Genomic DNA, 21693 nt, shown 5'->3' with positions numbered 1-21693 from the left:
TGCTTGCTTGGCAATGCTGAGCGGAGCAATGATCAAATAGTAATATTTATTGCCGGCTTTTGAAGATACCTGACAAAACCCGCCATATGCATTGGAAATCCTGATACCCAATTAAGCTACTTCAAAACAAGTCGTTTTACTGAGTTGCTTCAATCACCGGAGCGGCACCATGCTTCGTTTCTGCAACGCCTTGTTTTAGGTTATTCAAATGCTCATTACGTGCTTCTAATACAGAATCCGGGTACATTAAACAAGGGTTTCACTTAGTTGGAAACATTGGGCTAATCTTTTCCTACAGATCTCATCATTTCGTAAAACGCCCCTTTTCGTTTTATTAATTCTTCGGGGCTTCCTTCTTCAGCTACGCCATAATCGTTTAATACAATTATCCTGTCCGCAATATGAATCGTTGACATGCGATGACTCACTATAATTGCTGTGCGTCCTTCTGTAATAGCTTTAAAGTTTTCGATCAGTTTTGCCTCGGTAAATGCATCCAGCGAACTGGTAGGCTCGTCGAGTATCACCAACTGTGCATCATTAAAAAACGATCGGGATAAGGCTATCCGTTGCCACTCTCCCACACTTAACATTTCACTGTCTTTAAACAACGTACCCAACTGCGTTTCATATCCTTTGGGAAGATCCGTTATTAATTGATGCACACCTGATTTCCGGGCACTTAAAACAACCTCCTTGTCATCCGGTGATTTTGCAATATTCCCTATCCAGATATTTTCCCTGGCACTCACATTATATAACATAAAGTCCTGAAAGACGGCACTTATATTTTCGGCAATAGAATCCCGGGTAATATCTGACATGGATATGTCATCCATTAAAATATTGCCGCTATCCGGCTGATAAAGTCCGCAAAGCAATTTAACCAAAGTAGATTTCCCCGCCCCATTGGCACCGACCAAGGCTATTGTTTCGCCTTTCTTTATTTTTAAACTAAGATTTTTAAATACATGTCTGGAACTATTGGGATATTTAAAACTTACCTCCTGAATCGTGATACCTTCTTTCATTGGCTTTGGAAACAAAGCTGCTTTGTCGTGTTTATTGGGGATGACTTCATAATCCACAAACTCAAACAGGTTTTTTACGAATAAGCCATCTTCATAAAGTCCGGATATCTGTCCCAGAAAATCCTGCAAAAAACTATATCCCCTATACAATGCCAGAAAATACATGACCATCTCTCCTTGTGAAATGTTTCCATCAATGGCCTCCACAGAAATATATCCAAACACAATTATTAATGCAACCGCAGTAATTAACTGCAAAACCAATTCGTACCAGGTTTTCAACTTTAACAAATTAAACTGTTTGGAACGAAGTTCTACTTTACCCTTTTCGTACTTTTTTTTAAACAGCCGTGACAAATTAAATACCCTGAGCTCCTTTGCGAATTCTTTACCTGTAAGCAGTCGGTTGTAATAATTAACATATCGCTCTTCTTGGGTATGCTCCCTTTTGAACGAAAATATTTTGTGGGAAAATTTTAACCGGATCATAACCACGGGAACCGCCACTACCACCAATCCGAATAACATCAACCAATGTAAACCGGCTAACAAACCTGCTATCAACAATAATGTTATAGCATTCTGAATTAAATGAATGAATCCGTAATATATTCTTGATGGCCTATAGGTCGCTTCATTAATGGCTCTATAGTACACATTCTGAAAGTTATAATCATCATAATTAACAAAATCAAGATTCACGGTTCTATGATGAATCAAATCCTGTACGGCATCATTGATAAAATAAGAATGTTTTTCCCTCACAATCCCTGCTACTGAATTCAAAACAGCGTTTAACATAAATACACCGCCCGCAAAAATTAACACCTGTAATACAGATACGAAGGCCTCCTCTTTATTTCCCGCAGACACCACTCCTCCAATCTTATCTACCAACCGTTGAATAATAAAGATCAATAGGAGCGGGACTATTCCCTTAAGCAGCACAACTAGCGCGTTAACAACAGTCCACTTGCGAGAACTCTGCCAGATTAATAATAAGGATCGTACAATATTACTTCTTTTAACTTTCATATTACAGGCACTAACATACTCATTATTTGCGGTATTTTTCTACAAAAAATAAAACGGGCACTATCCTTTAGGTTTGTTTTGAATCCTTCATTTTGCACCAAATTCTTGCCATATAAAAAAATACATACCCCAGCACAGGCGATAACAAGCTAAGGGCTTTTTTCACAAAACGTTGGTTACTCCACTTAATTTCTTGATTATTTCGATAGTGATTTACGGCAACGGCGATAACCTCTTTCGCGTTAACGATCGCATCTCTCTTAATAAGGCCATCTCCCTTGGCGATGACGATTCCTTGATCCTGTTTTAATTTAATGAGCCTGTGAGCCACCAATTTATTGCCCGAACCAAAAACAATCATATCACCTACAGACAGTTTACTTTCAGTGGCTTTAACAACCCTGATCACGTCGCCGGGTAAAAAAAAAGGAAACATACTCAACCCAAACACGGGTACATCCACACTCAACTCGGCATCGAGCATTGATCTCAAAGTCTTGGAAAATATGATTTTATCCTTTACTTTTTTATCCATCTTAATCCATTTCCCTGATCATCTCCACTATATCCTGATCCGGTTTAAAACCAACTTCATAAACGTCAACCAAGTTAATGGTTTGTTCCACAATTTCAAGATGTCGTTGCACCATTTCTTTCTGGTAGAACTGCTGAATAAAGTTACCCAGCACCCTGGAGTATGCAGCAACCCCTTTTAATGGTGTAATGTAATTGTGTAGTGATTGCTTTAAAAGAAAAATCTTTTTAAGCTCTCCTCGTAAAGGGCGCTGCGCATAGTACGGCATGGGATTATTATATACCATAATCCTTCCATCGATGCGTCGAATAACCAACCTGTCATCGTTTAATACTGCAGCTCCCGATTCTTTCCATAGCCTTGCCATGGTAGATTTACCAATACCCGAGACCCCCGTAAACAAATATGCTTCGTTTTTATCCAATACACCGGAAGCATGTATCAGCAATCCGTTTTTCCAATGCGTAAGATACAAGAGGATGAGCGATCCCAAAGGGTGAATCAAGGGATCTACAGAAACAACATCAGCTGAAAGGTTATGCAAAACCAGTTCTACGCCGACAATAGTTGAGTTTTTTGAAACTTTGGCCAGAATAGATAAAATATCCGCATGATCAACAAAATTAACCCGAATATAAATGGCTTGATCCCGCATTAAAACTTCCCAATTGTAATTCAGAAGTTCATTATGCCCGGGCTGCCCCGTAAAAACCACAGTAGCATCCTCCAAAGTATGCTCATCAACCGTTGAATAATTAAAGATATAATCCGGCTTGGTACATTTACTGCATACAAAATGTTTTACCTGCCCTTGAGCGTCAAGACGAATCTTTTCCGAATATGATTTAAATTCCAGAATCATATCGGATATGCTTAACTGAAAGCTTTCACCAGTTAAATCCATACGCCAGGGTTAGTTGGAATAATCTGGGGCACTACTTCCAAAGGGGTTACTCACGGCTGAGGGTGCCGTAGATTTCAACGGCGAAGGTGAAGATGTAGGATTTACGCCAGATGGGGGTCCAGTTGGTCCTCCACCTTCAGATACCATCATCAATGATATCTCGTGGTCAACATCAATTATCTCCAGTTGAGGCTTCGAGTATATTTTTTTTTCTGTGAATTCCCTTTCCATCAAAATATAATTTTATTCCCAACTATTGTTTTGTGAATAAAACCCCGTTATTAACCATATCGGTAATAAAATGCTTAATATCGTTTAAAGCAACCTCTTCGGCTACTTCATAGTTTTTAATTAATGCTGATCTTAAATCCGCTATCGATTTTACACCATCAATATGGTCATAAATGAAGGAGGCAACCTCATTTAAATTGTACACCTTGTTCATATTGGCCACATTATCAGTCAACGGAACCAATACCTTTTCGTCACCAATGGCTTTTTCCACAAAACCATCGTTTTTAGCATAAACAAGTGTTACATCCATACATTTTCAGATTCCGGAACAAAAGTAAAAAAAATTCCAATGATCCATTGCACCCTATTCTTTTCATTAAAAAGTTTTGACAAAGTACACAATGTAAATTGCCAATAATGATTTCTTTAACATTAAAACACCACGCGCGAAAAAGGAGTCGTATCATGCGTAACAAACTCCTTAGCCAGAAATTTGTAATAACCTGTAATAGCAACCATAGCAGCATTGTCGGTGGTATACGCAAACTTAGGTATAAAGGTTTCCCATTTCTTCTTCTTTGCCAGCATTTCCAGTCCGTTACGTAATCCAGAATTGGCCGAGACCCCCCCTGCCAATGCAATTTGACTGATTTTCAGATCACTGGCAGCTTTCACTAGTTTATTTAAAAGTATGTCAACAATGGTGCTTTGCAACGAAGCACAAAGGTCATTTTTGTTCTCCTCTATGAAGTCTGGATTTACTTTAACCTGATCCCTTAAAAAATATAGGAAAGATGTTTTCAGTCCGCTAAAACTGTAATCGTAGGCTTTAATATTTGGCTTGGCGAAGCTAAAGGCTTCAGGATTGCCTTCCTTTGCTAGTTTGTCTATCCATGGCCCCCCGGGATAAGGCAGCCCCATCACCTTGGCACATTTGTCAAAAGCCTCCCCTGCCGCATCGTCGATGGTTTGCCCAACCACTTCCATATGCATGTAATCTTTTACCAATACTATTTGGCTATTGCCTCCCGACACCAACAAACACAGAAAAGGAAAGTCAGGATGATTCGATTCCTGATCAGGTTCTTTGATAAAATGGGCCAATACATGCGCGTGCAGATGGTTGACATCTAGCAATGGAATATTGTTCGCCAGTGCAAAACCCTTGGCAAAAGAAGTTCCTACCAGGAGCGAGCCCATCAATCCCGGCCCCCTGGTAAATGCTACGGCATTTATATCGGCAACTTTAACCCCTGCTTCCTTTAATGCTTTATCAACTACGGGTATAATATTTTGCTGATGCGCCCTTGAAGCCAATTCAGGGACCACCCCCCCATACTCTTTGTGTACCTCCTGGTTGGCAATTTTGTTCGACAATATTGTTTCATCCCTAAAAACCGCCGCAGAAGTATCGTCGCAAGACGATTCTATTCCTAAAATATATACACTCATAATTTACACGTGAATTAACATTTTTTGCACAATATTTGTCTATACTTTCCAGGTGGCCTTTTTAACCCGGATAATTCAAAAATTATTCCGGTCTCTTACAGCGACTAGGTTTCAGTAAAAACTTTTTTTTAAAAGTTTACCTTCAGCTATGTCGGGGTTAACCGGAACTTTATTCATATTTAAATGAGTTTATGAATAGTTCAGGTTAATGTGTTTATTTAAGACCTTTTTTACCTATTTTTGCAAATTAAAGGACAAAGCTATTAAAAATTCCTATAAAATATTATTCTATTCCATCCTAGCGCTGATAATATCACCGATATTATTATATTTTGTGGTGCTATTACCCGGTGTGCAAAACTCAATCGGCCATGTTCTAACCCAAAGGCTTTCTGAAGATTTAGGAACGGAGGTCTCAATTGGCAACATTCGTTTTTACCCCATTAAAAAACTGGTATTAAATGAAGTGTTGGTAAAAGATGGACAGCAAGATTCTTTATTGTATCTGGACAAACTTATAGCGCCGATCGACAGCATTGTTTTTGCGGACAGGCAAGTTTACCTGGGTTCTATTTCCATTAACAAACTTAAAACTGATATTACCTCGGACTCCGCAGGAAACAATTATTCTTTTATTATAGATTCGTTACTCAAAACAAAAGTCAAGAAAAGCAGCTGGAATTACAATATCAATGGCATTCATTTGAAGAACAGTGCCATTTCATTCACAAAAAAAACTTCTCACACCCCCAGGTCCAAGTTTAACGCAAACCGTTTACAAATATCACCCTTTAACCTCCTAGTTGACCGGATAAAAATAAAGGATGAAAACTTTTCTTTTCGAATCAAAAATTTCTCGGCACAAGAAAAATCCGGACTGGTTATAAAAGAGGCCAACGGAAACTTCAAGATATCCCCCAAAGGATTAGACCTTTCCAACTTTGTTCTGGTTGCCAAACAATCTTTTATAAACCTAAAGAAGTTTAGCATACAATACGATTCCACCTATCAACAACAAGACTTTTTAACCAAAGCGCCTATTGATATTCAGGTTAACTCTCTCTCGGCAGACTATAGGGATCTTGAGATTTTATTTCCTAACTTTCCCATACTTCAGGAAAAAATTAGTCTGAAAGGGAGTTTTGAAGGTACTATAGCTGACCTGAAAGGTCGAAACATAATTATAAATGCCGGCCATCGAACTAAATTACAAACCCATTTCGACATTACCGGATTACCCAATTTCAGAGACTCCTATCTGTTTTTAAATGTAAAAAAACTAAGTACCAATGTCCGTGACATTTCTAAACTGTTTTCTTTGAGAGATAATTCAACCAGTATAAAACTGCCGGATTCATTTGGAGAGATGGGAGATATCGAATATAGCGGCAAATTTTCCGGTTTTATAGATAACCTGGTAGCATATGGAAAATTCAATACCTCATTGGGAACCATAAACACGGACATTGGCCTTAAAATTACAGATGATGACAAACTTGTTTATTCCGGATTTATAAACACAGAAAGTTTTAACATTGGGAAGATTTTAAATTCAGAAAGCAACCTGAACAAGGTATCCATGGACGTGTCTGTTCAAGGTTACAAAGCCGGTAAAAACGAATTTAACTCTTTTATCAAAGGAACTATCGATTCCATAGACATAAAAGGGTATAAATACGAAAAAATTGAACTTAACGGCTTAATATCCAATAATAAATTTGATGGAAAAGTAAGACTAAATGATCCCAATGCCCAACTTTTATTTAATGGTAAAGTTGACTTTAGCAGTACAATCCCCCAATTTAACTTTAGCGCTTCGTTAAGCAACGTAAGGTTAGATAAATTAAATTTAGCCCCGGAGCTGATCAACAGCAAAATAGATCTTAGGCTAGATTCCAAATTATCCGGCAAAAATATAGATTCACTTTCAGGAGATATACTATTTCATAGTGGAAAAATATTTCTTAACCATGAAGAACATACTATGGATTCGCTGGTTATTGTTTCAAAACAGGATCAGCTCCCCAAGAAAATAACGGTCAATTCTGCACTTTTAGACGCGGAACTTTCCGGTAACTTTAACATTAGCTCCATTCCCAAAGCCATTCGACAAGTTTTGTCTCAATATCTTCCCTCAGTATTTACACATTCAGAACGAATCAAATATCCCGACCAATTTGCCTTTGCTATAAAAACAAAGGAACTTTCCTCGCTTTTGGAAGCCTTTACACAGAAGATCAGGATTTCGGACGGTAGCGAGATTATTGGTAGTGTGGATGGATATCATAATCAACTAGAGCTGACCGGTGATTTTGGGGAGATTAAGTACAATTCGGTAATCGCTAAAAAATTATCCCTTGATTTAAAAACAGGTACAGATAAACTGAACACTCAAGTATCCAGTGAATTATTGGGTATAGAAAACTTGTTACCCCTCCATAATTTTAACGCCACGCAATATGTAAACAACGATTCTATTAACCTTAACATTAATTGGGACGATAGATTAGAAAAAGCCAGCAGAGGTAATATTCGCACCCGAACACGAATAAGGAAAACGAAAGAAGGAACCACATACACAAAAATTGACCTATTGCCATCAACCATTACTGTTAGAGACTCTATATGGCAGGTTCAGGAATCCGAAATCAGCCTTACTCCCACCGGAATTCGGGTGAATACTTTTAGAGTCCACCATCACAATCAAGAAATTAATGTTAACGGCTCTATTTACAAAGATAAAGAAGGCACATTGGTCACCTTTATTCAAAACATGGATTTAAATAACCTGACCTCTTTATTCAACATTAAAAACTTAACTTTTAACGGAACATTGGATGGTTGGATTCGATTAAAAAATGATTTAACACAACCTATAATAACAAGCAGCTTGTCACTTGATGGTTTTAAAATAAACGAAGAAGACATTGGCCGTTTAACGGTAGAATCCAATTGGAACAACTTGCAAAAAGCAGTAATTGTTAATGCCCTAATAGAAAAGAACCATATTAAATCGTTGAAGGGAACGGGTTATTTTAAACCTTCCAACAAGGACTTTAATTTTAATTTTTCTTTAGACAGCCTTCCCTTAAGCTTTATAAATCTATACACAAGCAAGGTCATTCAAAACCTGAAAGGGACAGGTTCGGGAAATATGAAGTTGTTAAAAACCGATTATGGCTTAGGGCTTGAAGGGGGTGTCCATGTCAACAAAGCCAGGTTTGATGTGGATTTACTAAAATGTTCCTTTAACATTGAGGACTCCGTTATATTTACTCCCGAAAGGATTCATTTTAAAAACATGACCGTTACCGATCCAAAGGGGAAAAAGGGAAAATTTAACGGAAATATTGATCACCGGAATTTCAGAAACATGAACATTGACTTATATGTACATGCCAACAATATGCTTTTGCTCAATACAAAGAACAAGGACAACCCCTTGTATTACGGCACCGTGTATGCGACAGGAGATATGGCGATAAAAGGGACCACATATGACATAAAGCTTAACTTAAACGGCAAAACACAAAGAAACACAAAATTTTACATACCCATTTCCGATGACGAGGAATCGCTCGACAATAATTTCATTCGATTTGTTTCCCCCAAGAATACCAATTCAATTGTTTCTATTAAAAAAGAAGAAGAATATAAAGTAGACTTGTCTAACTTCACCTTAAATATGGGCGTTGAAATTACTCCGGATGCTCAAGTCCAGGTAATCTTTGATCCTACGGTCGGTAACGTATTAAAAAGCTGGGGCAAAGGTAATCTTCAAATACAGATGAATAAAGAAGGCAAAGTCAGTTTCTTAGGCGAATATAAGGCTGAGAAAGGAGACTATTTGTTCTCGCTGGAGAATGTCGTAAACAAAAGGTTCAATATAAATAGAGGCGGAAGTGTAATTTGGGAAGGAGACCCATATGATGCTATCATCGATATTACAGCAACCTACAAGCTCAAAACATCTTTACAACCCCTGACCCGCACATCCAGCTCATACGGCGAGGAAAGTGACATTTCAACCAGAGTACCCATTAACTGCGACCTGATACTAAGTGAACGTTTATCGCAACCAAAAATTAATTTCAATATAACGGCTCCAACACTCGAACAGAGCACTCAAAATATTATACAAGAAGCCATTAGCACAGACGAAGAACTGAACAGACAAGTGCTTTCGCTGTTGGTATTAAATAAGTTTTATACCCCAAGTTATAACTCCGCCAGTGGCAACAGCAGCACGGTGAATAGCGCTAACTTGGCAAACACGTACACTTACGAATTGTTATCCGGACAGCTGAGCAACCTGGTTTCACAGATGATTGAAGATGTGGATGTGGGCATCAGTTATCGTCCTGAAGATGAAATATCGAGCGAACAGATTGAAGTTGCCTTATCCACCCAGATCTTCAACGACCGTGTCACACTTAACGGGAATGTAGAATATGGAAAATATGGCAAATTAAGTTCGACCAACGCAAATTCAAGTAATATTGTCGGGGATTTTGACTTAGATGTAAAACTAAACAAATCAGGCAGTTTGCGCGCAAAAGCCTACACACACAGCAATGACGACTTTAGCTTTGACAACTCCCCGACCACACAGGGGGTAGGTTTATCATATCAGGAAGAGTTTGATACTGTTGGCGAACTCCTCCGTAAATACTGGAATTGGTTTAAAGGCAAAGGTAAAAAAGAAGATGAAATTACCTTAGAAGGTCAACCAGGCACAATCAACAGAAAGCAGCCAACAGCTGTAAGCAAGTAGACTGACCTGATAATTTCGGTAACATCCCGCAGCTTTTTCCATCATTTAATTTCCACCGGAAAGCAACCAAGAGTAACCCCGTCATTGGTCCGCATTCAATGTATATTGCTGCTGAAATTTTTAAGTTGACATATTCAACAAACCGACAAGGAAGCCAAATAAACCCGCAATATGCATTAGAAATTCTATGACACATTGAAATTACTTTAAAACAAGACACTTCGTTGCATCACTTCAACTCACCAGAACGATGCTCGCGAAAGTAATCGGGACAAGTGATGCCTCGTTTCAGTAATGCCTTGTTTTATTGTACTTGCCATGCTCATGACGAACCTCCAATACATAATCCGGGAAAAAAGTACACAGTTATACTTTTTGAGACAACTAAACCCGGCTAACAGATAAACCGATCATTAGCCGTTTAGCCCAAAAAACGGCAGAAAAAACCAACCCGAAATTGTCATTAGACTTTTTCTAAATACCAATTTGACTAACCCAATCTATACATTTCTTAAACATGGCCATGTAAAATTTTCTATTCCGATAGCAATCGGGACAACTGATGCCTGCTGACATGAAGGAATTTTTCAAATTCCCCATGACAGATCCCGGATGAAAATTCAATGTTACGGACTAAAGGAAATGATTTGTTCCAAAAATAACAATAGTCTGTTTTTTATGCTTAAAATAACCGCATGGATAAAACAGACATACCCCTATAATCATGATCACTTCTAAATTGATGGAAAATCCTTCATCAAATCTTCAACCAATTTATTCACCATCTTTTCGTCCATGTCCTTTCGGCTAAATGCACCTTTTGCAACACCCACCCAAACAACATCTTTATTTTCACGATCAATAAACGTTACCATTAATGTACCTTCCGGATACGATTCAATACTGCGCGTTGTCGTTGCAAAACCATGCGAATAGCCATATCTGTGATAACGTCCATTGTGATAATATCCGGGACGGGTACCTACGGCCGTAGTATTGGATTGCACATATTTTTTCTGTTTCACCTTAAAATCCAACTTAACAAACAAATCAGCCGCAGCCGCATACTTCATCCCTTTTATGCCCAGTTGGTTTTCAATGGAATTCGCAACTCGATTGGCATATATTGTACCAATACCTTTTTGTTGTTTACCCTTTAAAATATTAAAAGTTTGATAAACGGAGAAGTCTTTTGTTGTATCATAATCAACCATGGTTTTATATGGAGAACAGCTAAGTGCCATCAATACAACGACTAATAATAAAAATACATTTTTCATATGCTCTAAAATTTAATTCGAACGCTCACTGTTAATATTCCTTTTGACGTATTTTTTTCGAAATGGTTTAATCATATTACCTGAATGTTCCATTTTGTTGTATAAACGTTATAATTTTTAATTATTTTCGTGCACAAATTCAAGTACCAGTTATGAGTATTATAATCGAGGAGGTCATAGACCAAGGTCAGAGGAAGAAGTTTGTTGCACTCCCTTACCAACTATACAAAAACAATCAATACTGGGTTCCTCCAATGAAGGCTGATGAACTTAGTTCTATTACGCCCGAAAAGAATCCTGCATTCGATTTCTGTAAAGCTAAATTTTGGCTGGCATACAAGAATGGCAAGGTAGTTGGCAGAATTGGAGCCATAGTTAATGCCCTTTGGATAGATAAGATAGAAGAGAACATAGGCAGAATTACGCGTATTGAGTTTATTAACGACCATGAGGTAGTTAAACAGTTGTTAGAAACGGCAGAAGAATGGTTAAAATCTCAAGGTATGGTTGGTGTAATGGGACCATTGGGGTTCTCAAATCTCGATCATTCAGGATTACTTATCGAAGGATATGACAGAATCCCTTGTATGGCCAGTGATTACCATTTCGATTATTATAAAGGTCATTTTGAAAAGCTTGGGTATACAAAAGAACGTGACTGGTTAGAATTTAGGATTACATTCCCGGATGCTTTACCCGAAAAAGCGTTTAAAGTGGCGGCCATGATAAAAAAGCGCTACGGATTAAAAACACTTAACTTTACCAAAAGTAGCGAACTGGAACCTTATCGCGAAATGATATTCAAGGTTTTCAACGACGCTTTTGTTGGGTTATTCGGCACATTTAGATTGCCGGACAGATTGGTGAAGTATTACATCGACAAATTTTTCCCGGCGGTAAACCCTCGTTACGTAAAACTAATGCTCGACAAAGAGGATCAACTGGCCGGCTTCCTGGTAGCCCTGCCTTCGTTATCTATAGCATTGCAAAAAGCAAAAGGTAAATTGTTACCATTGGGATGGTGGCACTTAAAGAAAGCCCTGGCAAAACCTAAGGAAATGGACCTGATGCTGACCGGGATAAAGCCGGAATTACAGAAAATGGGCGGGGTTTCTTTGTTAATGAACGACTTGTGGACAACAGCCAACGCAGACGGAATTAAGTTTGTTGAAACAACAGGCATGCTAGAGGATAATAACGTCGCTATTCAGATGTGGAAATCTTTCGAGCATATTCAACACAAACGTAAACGTTGTTACAAAAAGATGTTTTGAAATTGTTAATTAGTCAACGGTCATCGGTTAATAATTAAATGGCGAAATAAAAGTATTTATACTACCGACCATTGGCTATTGACCGATGCGATGACCTATTTACGTGGCTGTTACACCAATTCGGACAATGGAGGTTCGGGTAGGGAATGCTTGAGTTCTCTAACCGCTTCAATCGGATTGGGCGCATTAAACACAGCACTACCGGCAACCAACACATCAGCTCCTGCATTAATTAGTTGCTGGGCATTTGCTATAGTTACACCACCATCTACCTCAATTAAAGCTCGACTCCCTTTTCTTTCAATTAGGTTTTTAAGATCTGCCAGTTTTTTATATGTATTATCAATAAACTTCTGCCCGCCAAAACCCGGGTTAACCGACATCAACAACACCAGGTCAACTTCCGTGATAATTTCTTCCAACAGGAAAACAGGCGTATGAGGGTTTAATGTTACCCCTGCCTGCATGCCTTCTTTTTTAATGGCATCAATGGTTCGGTGCAAATGATTACATGCTTCATAATGGACATTTAGCAAATCGGCACCGGCTCTTTTAAAATCGGTAATATACCGGTCAGGGTCCACGATCATTAAATGTACGTCAAACGGTTTTTCGATATGTGGACGCAAGGATTTGATTACTGGCAATCCAAAGGATATATTAGGAACGAACAGGCCATCCATAATATCCAGATGAAGCCAATCGGCCTCGCTTTTGTTAATAATTTCAATTTGAGATTCCATCTTACTAAAATCCGCCGCCAATAAAGATGGCGCTAACAAGTGCTTCATTTTTATTTTTTTTTACGATTCATCATATTCAATGTTCATCTTTGCCCAAAGCATAATACAATAAAAAAAATACTCGTTATTACACCTCGTTGACTCCGTTGTTTTTCACGTATCAAAAGTAGTAAGGAATAACGTAAGAAAAAAGGGTTTCGAAACCAATCAAAACCCACTATTACTCGCAAATTTGTACATGTTAACCCAAATAAGAACGCAGGATTTTACTCCTGTACGTATGTTTCAGCCTTTTTATGGCTTTTTCTTTGATTTGTCTGACCCTTTCTCTGGTAAGGTTAAATAAGTTGCCAATCTCCTCCAGGGAGTACGGCGGCTCACCGTTTAATCCATAATATAACCTAATAATATCCGCTTCCCTGGCCGACAATGTCGATAGAGAACGGTCAATTTCTCTTCGCAAAGAGTCTGTTAAAAGCTTGTTATCCGGACTTATTGAATCCGTCGACAACAAGGTGTCGTACATGTTATTATCTTCATCCTTACGCAATGGCGCATCCATTGAAATATGCTTGCTCATCGCCTTCAGCGACTCTTTCACTTCTTTAGGGGCCAGGTTTAACGTTTGGGCTATTTCTTCAGAGGTAGGTTCACGCTGATACTCTTGCTCAAGCAAAGAAAAGGTGTTGTTTACCTTATTCATGGAACCAATTTTATTTAAGGGCAACCGCACTATCCTGGCTTGCTCAGCCAATGCCTGAAGAATAGATTGGCGAATCCACCAAACGGCATATGATATAAACTTAAAACCACGGGTTTCATCAAATCGCTGGGCTGCTTTTATTAAGCCAAGGTTACCCTCATTGATTAAATCTGGCAGGCTTAAACCCTGGTTTTGGTATTGTTTAGATACTGAGACCACAAATCTAAGGTTAGCGCTAATCAGTGTTTCCAATGCGACTTGGTCTCCTTCTTTAATTCTTTTGGCAAGTTTAACCTCCTCTTCGGCTGTTATTAATTTTACCTTTCCTATTTCATGAAGATATTTATCTAACGATGGAGTCTCTCTGTTTGTAACCTGTTTAGTTATCTTAAGTTGTCGCATAGGTTCGAGCTTAGTGTGTTGTGTTAATACATCTACGGTAAATATAACAAAAAAAGTATGTTATGGTTTTCGATATTGAATAAATGTTACAGCGATTACATGAAAGCGGTAAATATTTTGGTAAAGGAAAATTATCAAAATTATTTTGCGATTTGGTTCATATTGATTATGTTTGCATCAAATCTTCTAGGCATCTTTCTTTGTATATAGAATCAGTTGGCCTTTCAGAACACAAAAAATCAAGTAAAAATAATATAATTATATTGAACGTCAGTTCATTTCATTTAAAAAATTCCCCCAAAAGAATTTATTGGTAAAACATTATGTACGATATTCTTGAATTGAATAAAAAGCTCCTTACTGAATTGAAGGAAATTGCCAAGGGGCTAAAAATCAAACGCGTAGATTCTTTCAAAAAACAAGACTTAATTTATAAGATCCTTGACGAACAGGCTATTGTAGCCTCGGAAAAGAAGACTACGGAAAAACCTTCAGAAAAAAAACCTGTAAAAAGAGCACGTACTCCAAAGGTTCAAAAAGCGGCATCTTCTGCCAAAGCGGAATTGGAAAATGTGACCAAACCGGAAGCGAAAATAAAGAAACCTGTTAATAAAACAGACGTTCCTCCTGTAAAGAAAGAATCACAGACGGAAAAGAAACCACAAGAAAACAAGCCTGTCGACAAAAAAGTGGAAGAGGTTAAAGCCGAACAAAAGACAGCTGCTCAACCTCATAAGCAAGAAGAAGGTAGAGAGAAAAGCAAGGACACACAGGATAACCGTCGACCGCATCGCCAGAATGACGATGGTGGGCGTCGTCGTCAATTTGACAACCGCGACCAGAGAGGCGGAAAAGAAAATAACGGTTACCGCCGTCAGGACAAACAGGACAAATCTTTCGATTTTGATGGGATTATCTCCGCTTCGGGTGTTTTGGAGATCATGCAAGATGGTTATGGATTCCTCAGATCGTCTGATTACAACTACCTTAACTCCCCTGATGATATTTATGTATCCCAGTCCCAAATAAAATTATTTGGTTTAAAAACCGGAGATACCGTTTTAGGGACCATACGCCCTCCAAAAGAAGGCGAAAAATATTTCCCGCTTATCAAAGTTGAAGAGATTAACGGCAGGTCTCCGGAGATAGTGCGCGACCGTGTTCCTTTTGATCACTTGACGCCCATATTCCCAGACGAGAAATTCAAATTAACAGGAAGTGGCAAAGAGAGCTTATCAACTCGTGTGGTAGATATGTTTGCCCCAATCGGTAAGGGACAACGCGGATTAATCGTTGCACAACCCAAAACCGGTAAAACCGTATTGTTAAAAGAGGTTGCCAACGCAATTGCGGCTAACCACCCGGAAGTATATATGATTATCCTATTGGTGGACGAACGTCCGGAAGAGGTTACCGATATGGCACGAAGTGTAAATGCCGAGGTTATTTCATCTACCTTTGACGAACCGGCAGAACGTCACGTTAAAGTGGCCAATATTGTACTGGAAAAAGCCAAAAGGATGGTTGAGTGCGGACACGACGTTGTAGTACTGTTAGACTCTATCACTCGTTTAGCGCGTGCTTACAACACGGTTTCTCCAGCCTCAGGTAAAGTTCTTTCCGGTGGTGTGGATGCCAATGCACTTCACAAACCAAAACGTTTTTTTGGTGCTGCCCGTAATATTGAGGGTGGAGGTTCATTAACTATTTTAGCAACGGCCTTAACCGAGACTGGTTCTAAAATGGACGAAGTTATCTTTGAAGAATTTAAAGGTACCGGCAACATGGAACTCCAGCTGGACAGAAAACTTTCGAACAAGCGTATCTACCCTGCTGTGGATGTTACTTTGTCAAGTACGCGTCGTGAGGACTTGCTGATAGAAAAAGAGAGTATGAATCGTCTTTGGATTTTACGTAATTACTTATCTGACATGACTCCTATTGAGGCGATGAATTTCCTACAGGACAGGTTGAGAAAAACCAGAAACAACGAAGAATTCCTGATTTCAATGAATGACGGATAACAATGTTGCTTGCACAAAAATATTCGAAGGCTGCTCTGTAATTTTCAGAGTAGCCTTTTTTGGTATTTTTTTTGATATGATATTGAGCCATTGCCAAAAAATACTTTTATCTGTAGATATTCGTTTTACATTAATAAACTATTTATATTTTTACCGGAAATAAAAATACCTCATATTCATGAATCCTATATTATTAATACAAAACGCAACCGAAGAAACGGCAGAACTAGCAGCCGAGGTTGCGGAAAACCAAATGAACTATATCGACATGGCTGTTAAAGGTGGATGGATCATGGTTCCACTAGTGTTTCTTTCATTTGTAGCCGTGTACATTTTCTTTGAAAGATATTTCGCCATAAAAAAAGCAGCGTCGGAAGATTTGAGCTTTATGAATAAAATCAAAGAGTATATTCTTGACGGAAAATTTGACTCGGCATACTCTCTATGCGAACAGGTAGATAATCCCGTTAGCCGTATGATTGAAAAAGGGATCAGTAGAATCGGGCGTCCGTTACAGGATGTGAATACGGCCATTGAAAACGTGGGCAACCTCGAAATAAGCCGATTGGAAAAAGGACTGCCTACCTTGGCTACCGTTGCAGGTGGTGCCCCAATGATTGGTTTTCTTGGAACCGTAATTGGTATGATTAAGGCCTTTTTTGATATGGCTAACGCAGGTAACAACATCGACGTAAGTTTGCTTTCATCGGGTATTTACACGGCCATGGTAACCACGGTAACCGGTTTGGTAGTTGGTATCATTGCCTATTTTGCCTATAACTTTTTGGTGGCACGGGTTGAAAAAGTGGTATTTAAACTGGAAGCAAGAACTATGGAGTTTATGGATTTGTTGAACGAACCCGCAGCATAACAAATAGTCAATGGTAAACGATGCGCAGTCTGTGCACTGGTGACAAATGACTATTGACCAACAAACGAAATAAAATGGCTTTAAAAAGAAGGACGAAAATAAGTGCCAGTTTCAGTATGTCGAGCATGACCGACATCGTGTTTTTGTTGCTTATATTCTTTATGATAACTTCCACCATGGTGCATCCCAATGCCATTAAGCTTTTAATACCCAAACAAGCTACAAAAAAAGTGGTTATTGACAAGTTTATTAACGCACGGGTTTCATCATCGGGTAGTTTTTATGTGGGCAATAAAAAGGTGTCGGAAGCTACGTTGGAAAGCGAACTGCTTAAAACATTTAATAGCACCGACAAAACTTTTATTAAGTTGAGAACAGATAAAAATGCACCTACCGGAGATGTGGCAAAAGTGTTGGACATAGCCGAATCGCACCAAATAAAAGTAGTGTTGGATATTAGATAGAACCTCGGGCAGTGCAGCGTTAACAGTCATCAAGCCACCTTAAGCTGGTAGGAGCCGCGAGATGCAACATGGACTATTGACCATTGACTAACGACCAATAAAACAACCATTGACTAATAAACTGTTAAAAAATGGGTTTAAAAAGAAGAAGTAAAGTAGATTCCGGATTTAGCATGTCGAGCATGACCGACATTGTGTTTTTGCTCCTGATATTCTTTATGATTACCTCTACCATGGTTACTCCGCCTGCCAATAAAGATTTGGTTTTACCTAAAAGTGACCATCAGGTATCTGCCAAGCCCAACACAACTATATCGGTAACAAAAGATTTAAGGTATTTTATTGCGGGTGATGAGATCTCTTTTTGGAAAATGGAACAGCGTTTGAAGGAAATTATGACGGCTGAACCTGAAACCTACATCGCGTTGCATGTAGATGAATCGGTTCCGTTTTCTGTGGTCGGCAAAATCAGGGATATTGCTGTCAGAAATAAATATAAACTTATTCTGGCCACTCAATCGAGATAGTACAAGGTTTATCAAAGTTAAAAAACGATGGAAAAAAAATATAACCGACAAGGCGTAGTAGGATCCGTGATTTTTCATGTACTGATTCTTTTGTTGTTGATTTTCTTTGGATTGACCACCCTTCCTCAGGAGGAAGAAGGCATTTTAGTAAACCTGGGCAATGTTGAAACAGGCCTGGGCCAGATTGAACCGCCTAAATCTTCCCCAAAACCAACCCCTGTGGAACCCAAAACCACGCCTCCACCGCCAACACCGAAGGAGCAATCCACCCCCAAAGCCGAAGAATCGGTTAAAACGCAAGACTTTGATGAAGCCCCTGAAATAAAAAGTGCCGAACAGCTAAAAAAAGAGAAAGAAGAAAAAATTAAAAAGCAACAGGAGGAAGAGGCCAGAAAAAAACAACAGGAAGAAGAGCGAAAATTAAAGGAAGAAGCAGACCGGATTGCCAAAGCTGAAGCCGAAGCAAAAAGACAAGCCGAGCTGGAAAGGCAACGTAAACTTGAAGCAGAAAGAAAAAAGCAAGAAGAAGAAAAAAGGATTGCAAATCAGACCAGAAACACGGTGGGTAGTGCATTTGGCAAATCCAACAGCAATAGTTCTTCGGAGGGTGATGCCGGCGGATCGGGTAACCAAGGATATGTTACAGGCGATCCCAACAGCAAAAACCGTTCGGGGAGCGGATTAGGAAATTCAGGCTCCGGTTTTTCGCTTACCGGGCGTTCGCTGGTTGGCTCATTACCACAACCTAACTATGGAATTCAGGAAGAAGGAATCATTGTAGTTCAGGTTACAGTAAACAAATATGGCCAAGTGGTAAGCGCCGAATATCAGCTAAAAGGATCTACAACACAAAATTCCACCCTAAAAAAGGCGGCCATAGATGCTGCTAAGAAAGCGAAATTTAATGCAGATCCGAACGCTGCCGCATTTCAAAAAGGAACCATCACCTATCATTTTGAACTCAATTAGATGTCAATTTTAATTTAAAGGACACCAACGGCTTTTTATCGCGGTAAATGGTTAAATTATCATACTTTTTTCCCGTCACGGGAACTTGCAGTATTAATTCATTACTCTTTTCGGATACATCTATAGGCATAGCTTTTTTGTCATCTTCAAAGGCATAACTGTAAGCAGATGTATTGTTTTTACTTTTGGTTCGCTGCCCAAACACTACCTTCACCGTATTGCCATCCGTTGCAGCAATTACTCCAATGGAAGGTTTTTTCAAAAAAATATCGGAATTAATATACGAAGGATAAAACAAGGGCAGGAGCGCAAATTCTTCTTTTAACCTATCGCACAACAACCAGTTCCTGTTTTTAGGGTAATGGTTGAGAAAAAAGTATTCCGGATCGGTCATAAAGAAAGTTTCATTATAGTACTTAATAAATTTCTTTTGTTTTTCATCCACCATACCCGCTCCCAAGGTAACATCCACCAAATACCATTTCTTATTTATCTTAACAACATTCCATACATGATTGGCTCTACCCGCTTTGCGACCGATATGCTTTAATTCTCTTTTGTAGCTGCCTTCAACAGTTTCACATTCAAGCCCTGCGTTATTACACAGTTTTTTAAACAAAAAAGCAAAACCCTTGGCAATCGCTCTTTTTTGTCTAAAAGCCTCCTCTGCTATTCCTCTATTTACTTTTTGTATTTTCCGCATTTTTTCATCCTGCGTTTTATACCTAAAGCGATAGGTTAGTTTTTTCTTTTTGGCATAATAAACTTTCGAGTCAAATTCCACATGTTTGGCAATCCAGTAAAAAATGGCACCTGCTTTATCCTCATCGCTCTGAAACTTAAGGCCAATAATTGAAGCCATATTGCCAGTGCTGGGAAATTTATCGGGCAGTGAATCTACGCTCTGTTTTACATCAAACTTTATTTGAGCTAAGGATGTGCGGCAAAACAGCACAAAAATAAGTAATAACAATAATGTATATCGTACCATGAACAATGCCTAATATGCTAGTAACAACGCAAAAATAGTAATTCACGGATAACTTTAATAACAATTATATCCGTGACTGCGGAATTTCTTTTAAACAATAATATTTTCTACACAATTTATATTTTAAGCTGTCCATAGCTCCATCGGTCAGCGAACTAAGCAATTTATTCTTACAAAGATAAATTCTATTTATTCGAACCCATTCTAATTCTTGCCTTAAAAAAGTTTACGTTAGCCGCCCCTTTTATAAAGTCTTCCTTATCTTTTCCCCACAATCCATAATCCTCTGCCCTATCCTTTTTTCGCAAATATCTTCTGGCATCTTTGCCTATTTGCCTCCTCATCTCAGCTGTAATTTCAATTGTTGGGCTAAGGCCAATAGAATCATTATTAATAGCCAAATCTTCATTCTCTTTTTCGTCGAGCAAAGAATAATAAACCAATAACTTTTCGATGTTTTGTTGATAATCGGCTATACTTAGTGAATCTAATTGGGACACATATACTTCTCCCGAAATTTTAGATACAGACAAAGTCACCTTATCTGCATCACCAAAAATAACTCCTTGGAGGTAACTTGAATCGGGAATTTCAGGAAAAAGATAGAATAATCGTTTTTCGGTTTGATCGATAGTATCTCCTGCAATTGGATGAAGTTGCATAAGCTGTTGCGAATATGTAACTAACCCAATTAAAAAAATAGGCAAGAATAAGGCTGGCTTTTTCATGGTTAACGATAGGTTGGTTATACCATGCTAATATAAGAATTAATTTGAACGATTAACCTATATCCCCAACACGCCAAACACCTCTTTCCACGAATCACGATGTAACAGGGTATAAAAGAAAAAAGCCCCCAACCATCCATGAAAAATACCCATTACAATCAGGTTCCTGTTTTTAAGATAAAGAGTGGTATAAATCAATGCCAGAAAAAACGTAGCAATAACCAATAAAACAGATGGCAAATGTACGACGGAAAATGTAAGTGCAGTAACAAGAATGATCACCCAATCGGGTATGTTATAATCACCTATTTGTTTAAGATTTCTGGCAAAAATACCGATCATCACAAATTGTTGAATAATTCCCCAAATAGGATACAACAATAAAATCGGGAAAATATGCCAACTCAGCACACTTGTTCCCAGATAAGTGCCCGCAACAATAAATATAACCACAACCATCACGGCAAACGGCAAAAACTCCAAAAAGCTTTTTTTGAACCTTTTTCCGGTGAGCCCCCAATACGACAAAACGTTACGATTTTGGAAAGACCTGAAAGCTATATAACCCACCCAGAAAGCACAGGCGACGGTCATGTAGGCCAGTCGCACTTCTAACCAGTCCATAAATATATACTTTCCGATTCCGGTAAAAACAACAGCCATCATCTCAAAAAGGCATCTTTGGTCCGAAAGTTTCATAGTTCAGTATGATTTTTCGATATACTATTGGAATATTCAACAATATAAAAACT

The 21693-nt window shown here is 38.6% G+C and carries 18 protein-coding genes; 7 read left to right on the top strand and 11 right to left on the bottom strand.

Annotated elements, in window-relative coordinates; translation table 11 throughout:
• Positions 1 to 281: 281 nt before the first annotated feature.
• The 5 genes from ACT29I_RS11595 to tsaD all read right to left on the bottom strand — a co-directional run bounded on the left by ACT29I_RS11595 (position 282) and on the right by tsaD (position 5191).
• Positions 282 to 2066 carry an ABC transporter ATP-binding protein gene (locus ACT29I_RS11595; protein ID WP_444793521.1) on the bottom strand — a complete coding sequence of 595 codons (1785 nt, stop codon included), beginning with the start codon at positions 2064 to 2066 and terminating at the stop codon, positions 282 to 284.
• Between the two features lie 67 nt (positions 2067 to 2133).
• Positions 2134 to 2601: a hypothetical protein gene (locus ACT29I_RS11590; protein ID WP_444793520.1), complete on the bottom strand. Its 468-nt coding sequence runs from the start codon at positions 2599 to 2601 to the stop codon at positions 2134 to 2136.
• Position 2602: 1 nt separating this feature from the next.
• The gene (locus tag ACT29I_RS11585) at positions 2603 to 3505 is read right to left on the bottom strand and encodes a hypothetical protein (RefSeq protein WP_444793519.1); all 903 of its coding nucleotides are present in this window, start codon (positions 3503 to 3505) and stop codon (positions 2603 to 2605) included.
• A gap of 253 nt (positions 3506 to 3758) precedes the next feature.
• Positions 3759 to 4049, bottom strand: a complete 291-nt coding sequence (locus ACT29I_RS11580; RefSeq protein WP_430934312.1) for a PqqD family protein — start codon at positions 4047 to 4049, stop codon at positions 3759 to 3761.
• 122 nt (positions 4050 to 4171) lie between these two features.
• Entirely contained in the window at positions 4172 to 5191 is a 1020-nt protein-coding gene (gene tsaD, locus ACT29I_RS11575) for a tRNA (adenosine(37)-N6)-threonylcarbamoyltransferase complex transferase subunit TsaD (RefSeq protein ID WP_444793518.1), read from the bottom strand.
• 208 nt (positions 5192 to 5399) lie between these two features.
• Here tsaD and ACT29I_RS11570 point away from each other — a divergent pair, with 208 nt between their 5' ends.
• Positions 5400 to 9965: a translocation/assembly module TamB domain-containing protein gene (locus ACT29I_RS11570; protein WP_444793517.1), complete on the top strand. Its 4566-nt coding sequence runs from the start codon at positions 5400 to 5402 to the stop codon at positions 9963 to 9965.
• Positions 9966 to 10699: 734 nt separating this feature from the next.
• On the opposite strand, the gene ACT29I_RS11565 is transcribed toward ACT29I_RS11570, so the two are convergent.
• The gene (locus tag ACT29I_RS11565) at positions 10700 to 11245 is read right to left on the bottom strand and encodes a DUF4136 domain-containing protein (protein WP_444793516.1); all 546 of its coding nucleotides are present in this window, start codon (positions 11243 to 11245) and stop codon (positions 10700 to 10702) included.
• Positions 11246 to 11397: 152 nt separating this feature from the next.
• Here ACT29I_RS11565 and ACT29I_RS11560 point away from each other — a divergent pair, with 152 nt between their 5' ends.
• Complete coding sequence (locus ACT29I_RS11560) at positions 11398 to 12519, top strand: hypothetical protein (protein ID WP_430934307.1); 1122 nt, start codon at positions 11398 to 11400, stop codon at positions 12517 to 12519.
• A gap of 110 nt (positions 12520 to 12629) precedes the next feature.
• Here ACT29I_RS11560 and rpe read toward each other — a convergent pair whose 3' ends face one another.
• Both rpe and ACT29I_RS11550 read right to left on the bottom strand, forming a co-directional pair.
• A complete protein-coding gene (gene rpe / locus ACT29I_RS11555; RefSeq protein ID WP_430934306.1) occupies positions 12630 to 13310 on the bottom strand; it encodes a ribulose-phosphate 3-epimerase in 681 nt (226 codons plus the stop codon).
• A gap of 193 nt (positions 13311 to 13503) precedes the next feature.
• Positions 13504 to 14367 (bottom strand): sigma-70 family RNA polymerase sigma factor, encoded by an 864-nt coding sequence (locus ACT29I_RS11550; RefSeq protein WP_430934305.1) that lies wholly within the window; start codon positions 14365 to 14367, stop codon positions 13504 to 13506.
• A 323-nt stretch (positions 14368 to 14690) separates the two neighbouring features.
• Here ACT29I_RS11550 and rho point away from each other — a divergent pair, with 323 nt between their 5' ends.
• The 5 genes from rho (at position 14691) to tolA (ending at position 19222) form a co-directional block, all read left to right on the top strand.
• Positions 14691 to 16391: a transcription termination factor Rho gene (gene rho / locus ACT29I_RS11545; RefSeq protein ID WP_430934304.1), complete on the top strand. Its 1701-nt coding sequence runs from the start codon at positions 14691 to 14693 to the stop codon at positions 16389 to 16391.
• Positions 16392 to 16569: 178 nt separating this feature from the next.
• Complete coding sequence (locus tag ACT29I_RS11540; protein ID WP_430934303.1) at positions 16570 to 17262, top strand: MotA/TolQ/ExbB proton channel family protein; 693 nt, start codon at positions 16570 to 16572, stop codon at positions 17260 to 17262.
• A 74-nt stretch (positions 17263 to 17336) separates the two neighbouring features.
• Positions 17337 to 17726 (top strand): ExbD/TolR family protein, encoded by a 390-nt coding sequence (locus ACT29I_RS11535; protein ID WP_430934302.1) that lies wholly within the window; start codon positions 17337 to 17339, stop codon positions 17724 to 17726.
• 131 nt (positions 17727 to 17857) lie between these two features.
• Complete coding sequence (locus ACT29I_RS11530) at positions 17858 to 18253, top strand: ExbD/TolR family protein (protein ID WP_430934301.1); 396 nt, start codon at positions 17858 to 17860, stop codon at positions 18251 to 18253.
• 27 nt (positions 18254 to 18280) lie between these two features.
• Positions 18281 to 19222 (top strand): cell envelope integrity protein TolA, encoded by a 942-nt coding sequence (gene tolA / locus ACT29I_RS11525; RefSeq protein WP_430934300.1) that lies wholly within the window; start codon positions 18281 to 18283, stop codon positions 19220 to 19222.
• On the opposite strand, the gene ACT29I_RS11520 is transcribed toward tolA, so the two are convergent.
• From ACT29I_RS11520 to ACT29I_RS11510, 3 genes are all read right to left on the bottom strand, one after another.
• Positions 19215 to 20213, bottom strand: coding sequence for a transglutaminase domain-containing protein (locus tag ACT29I_RS11520; RefSeq protein WP_444793515.1), 999 nt, complete (start codon positions 20211 to 20213; stop codon positions 19215 to 19217). The two genes, tolA and ACT29I_RS11520, sit on opposite strands and share 8 nt — an antisense overlap.
• Before the next feature lie 185 nt (positions 20214 to 20398).
• Positions 20399 to 20941, bottom strand: coding sequence for a hypothetical protein (locus ACT29I_RS11515; RefSeq protein WP_444793514.1), 543 nt, complete (start codon positions 20939 to 20941; stop codon positions 20399 to 20401).
• A 57-nt stretch (positions 20942 to 20998) separates the two neighbouring features.
• On the bottom strand, positions 20999 to 21640 hold the full coding sequence (locus ACT29I_RS11510; protein ID WP_430934297.1) for a CPBP family glutamic-type intramembrane protease: 642 nt from the start codon (positions 21638 to 21640) through the stop codon (positions 20999 to 21001).
• Positions 21641 to 21693: the final 53 nt, after the last annotated feature.

Origin of the sequence: Saccharicrinis sp. GN24d3, from assembly GCF_052400645.1 — a bacterium.
Taxonomy (GTDB): domain Bacteria; phylum Bacteroidota; class Bacteroidia; order Bacteroidales; family Marinilabiliaceae; genus Saccharicrinis.
The sequence above is the reverse complement of the archived record's forward strand: the minus strand, read 5'-3'. Positions and strand labels throughout refer to the sequence as shown.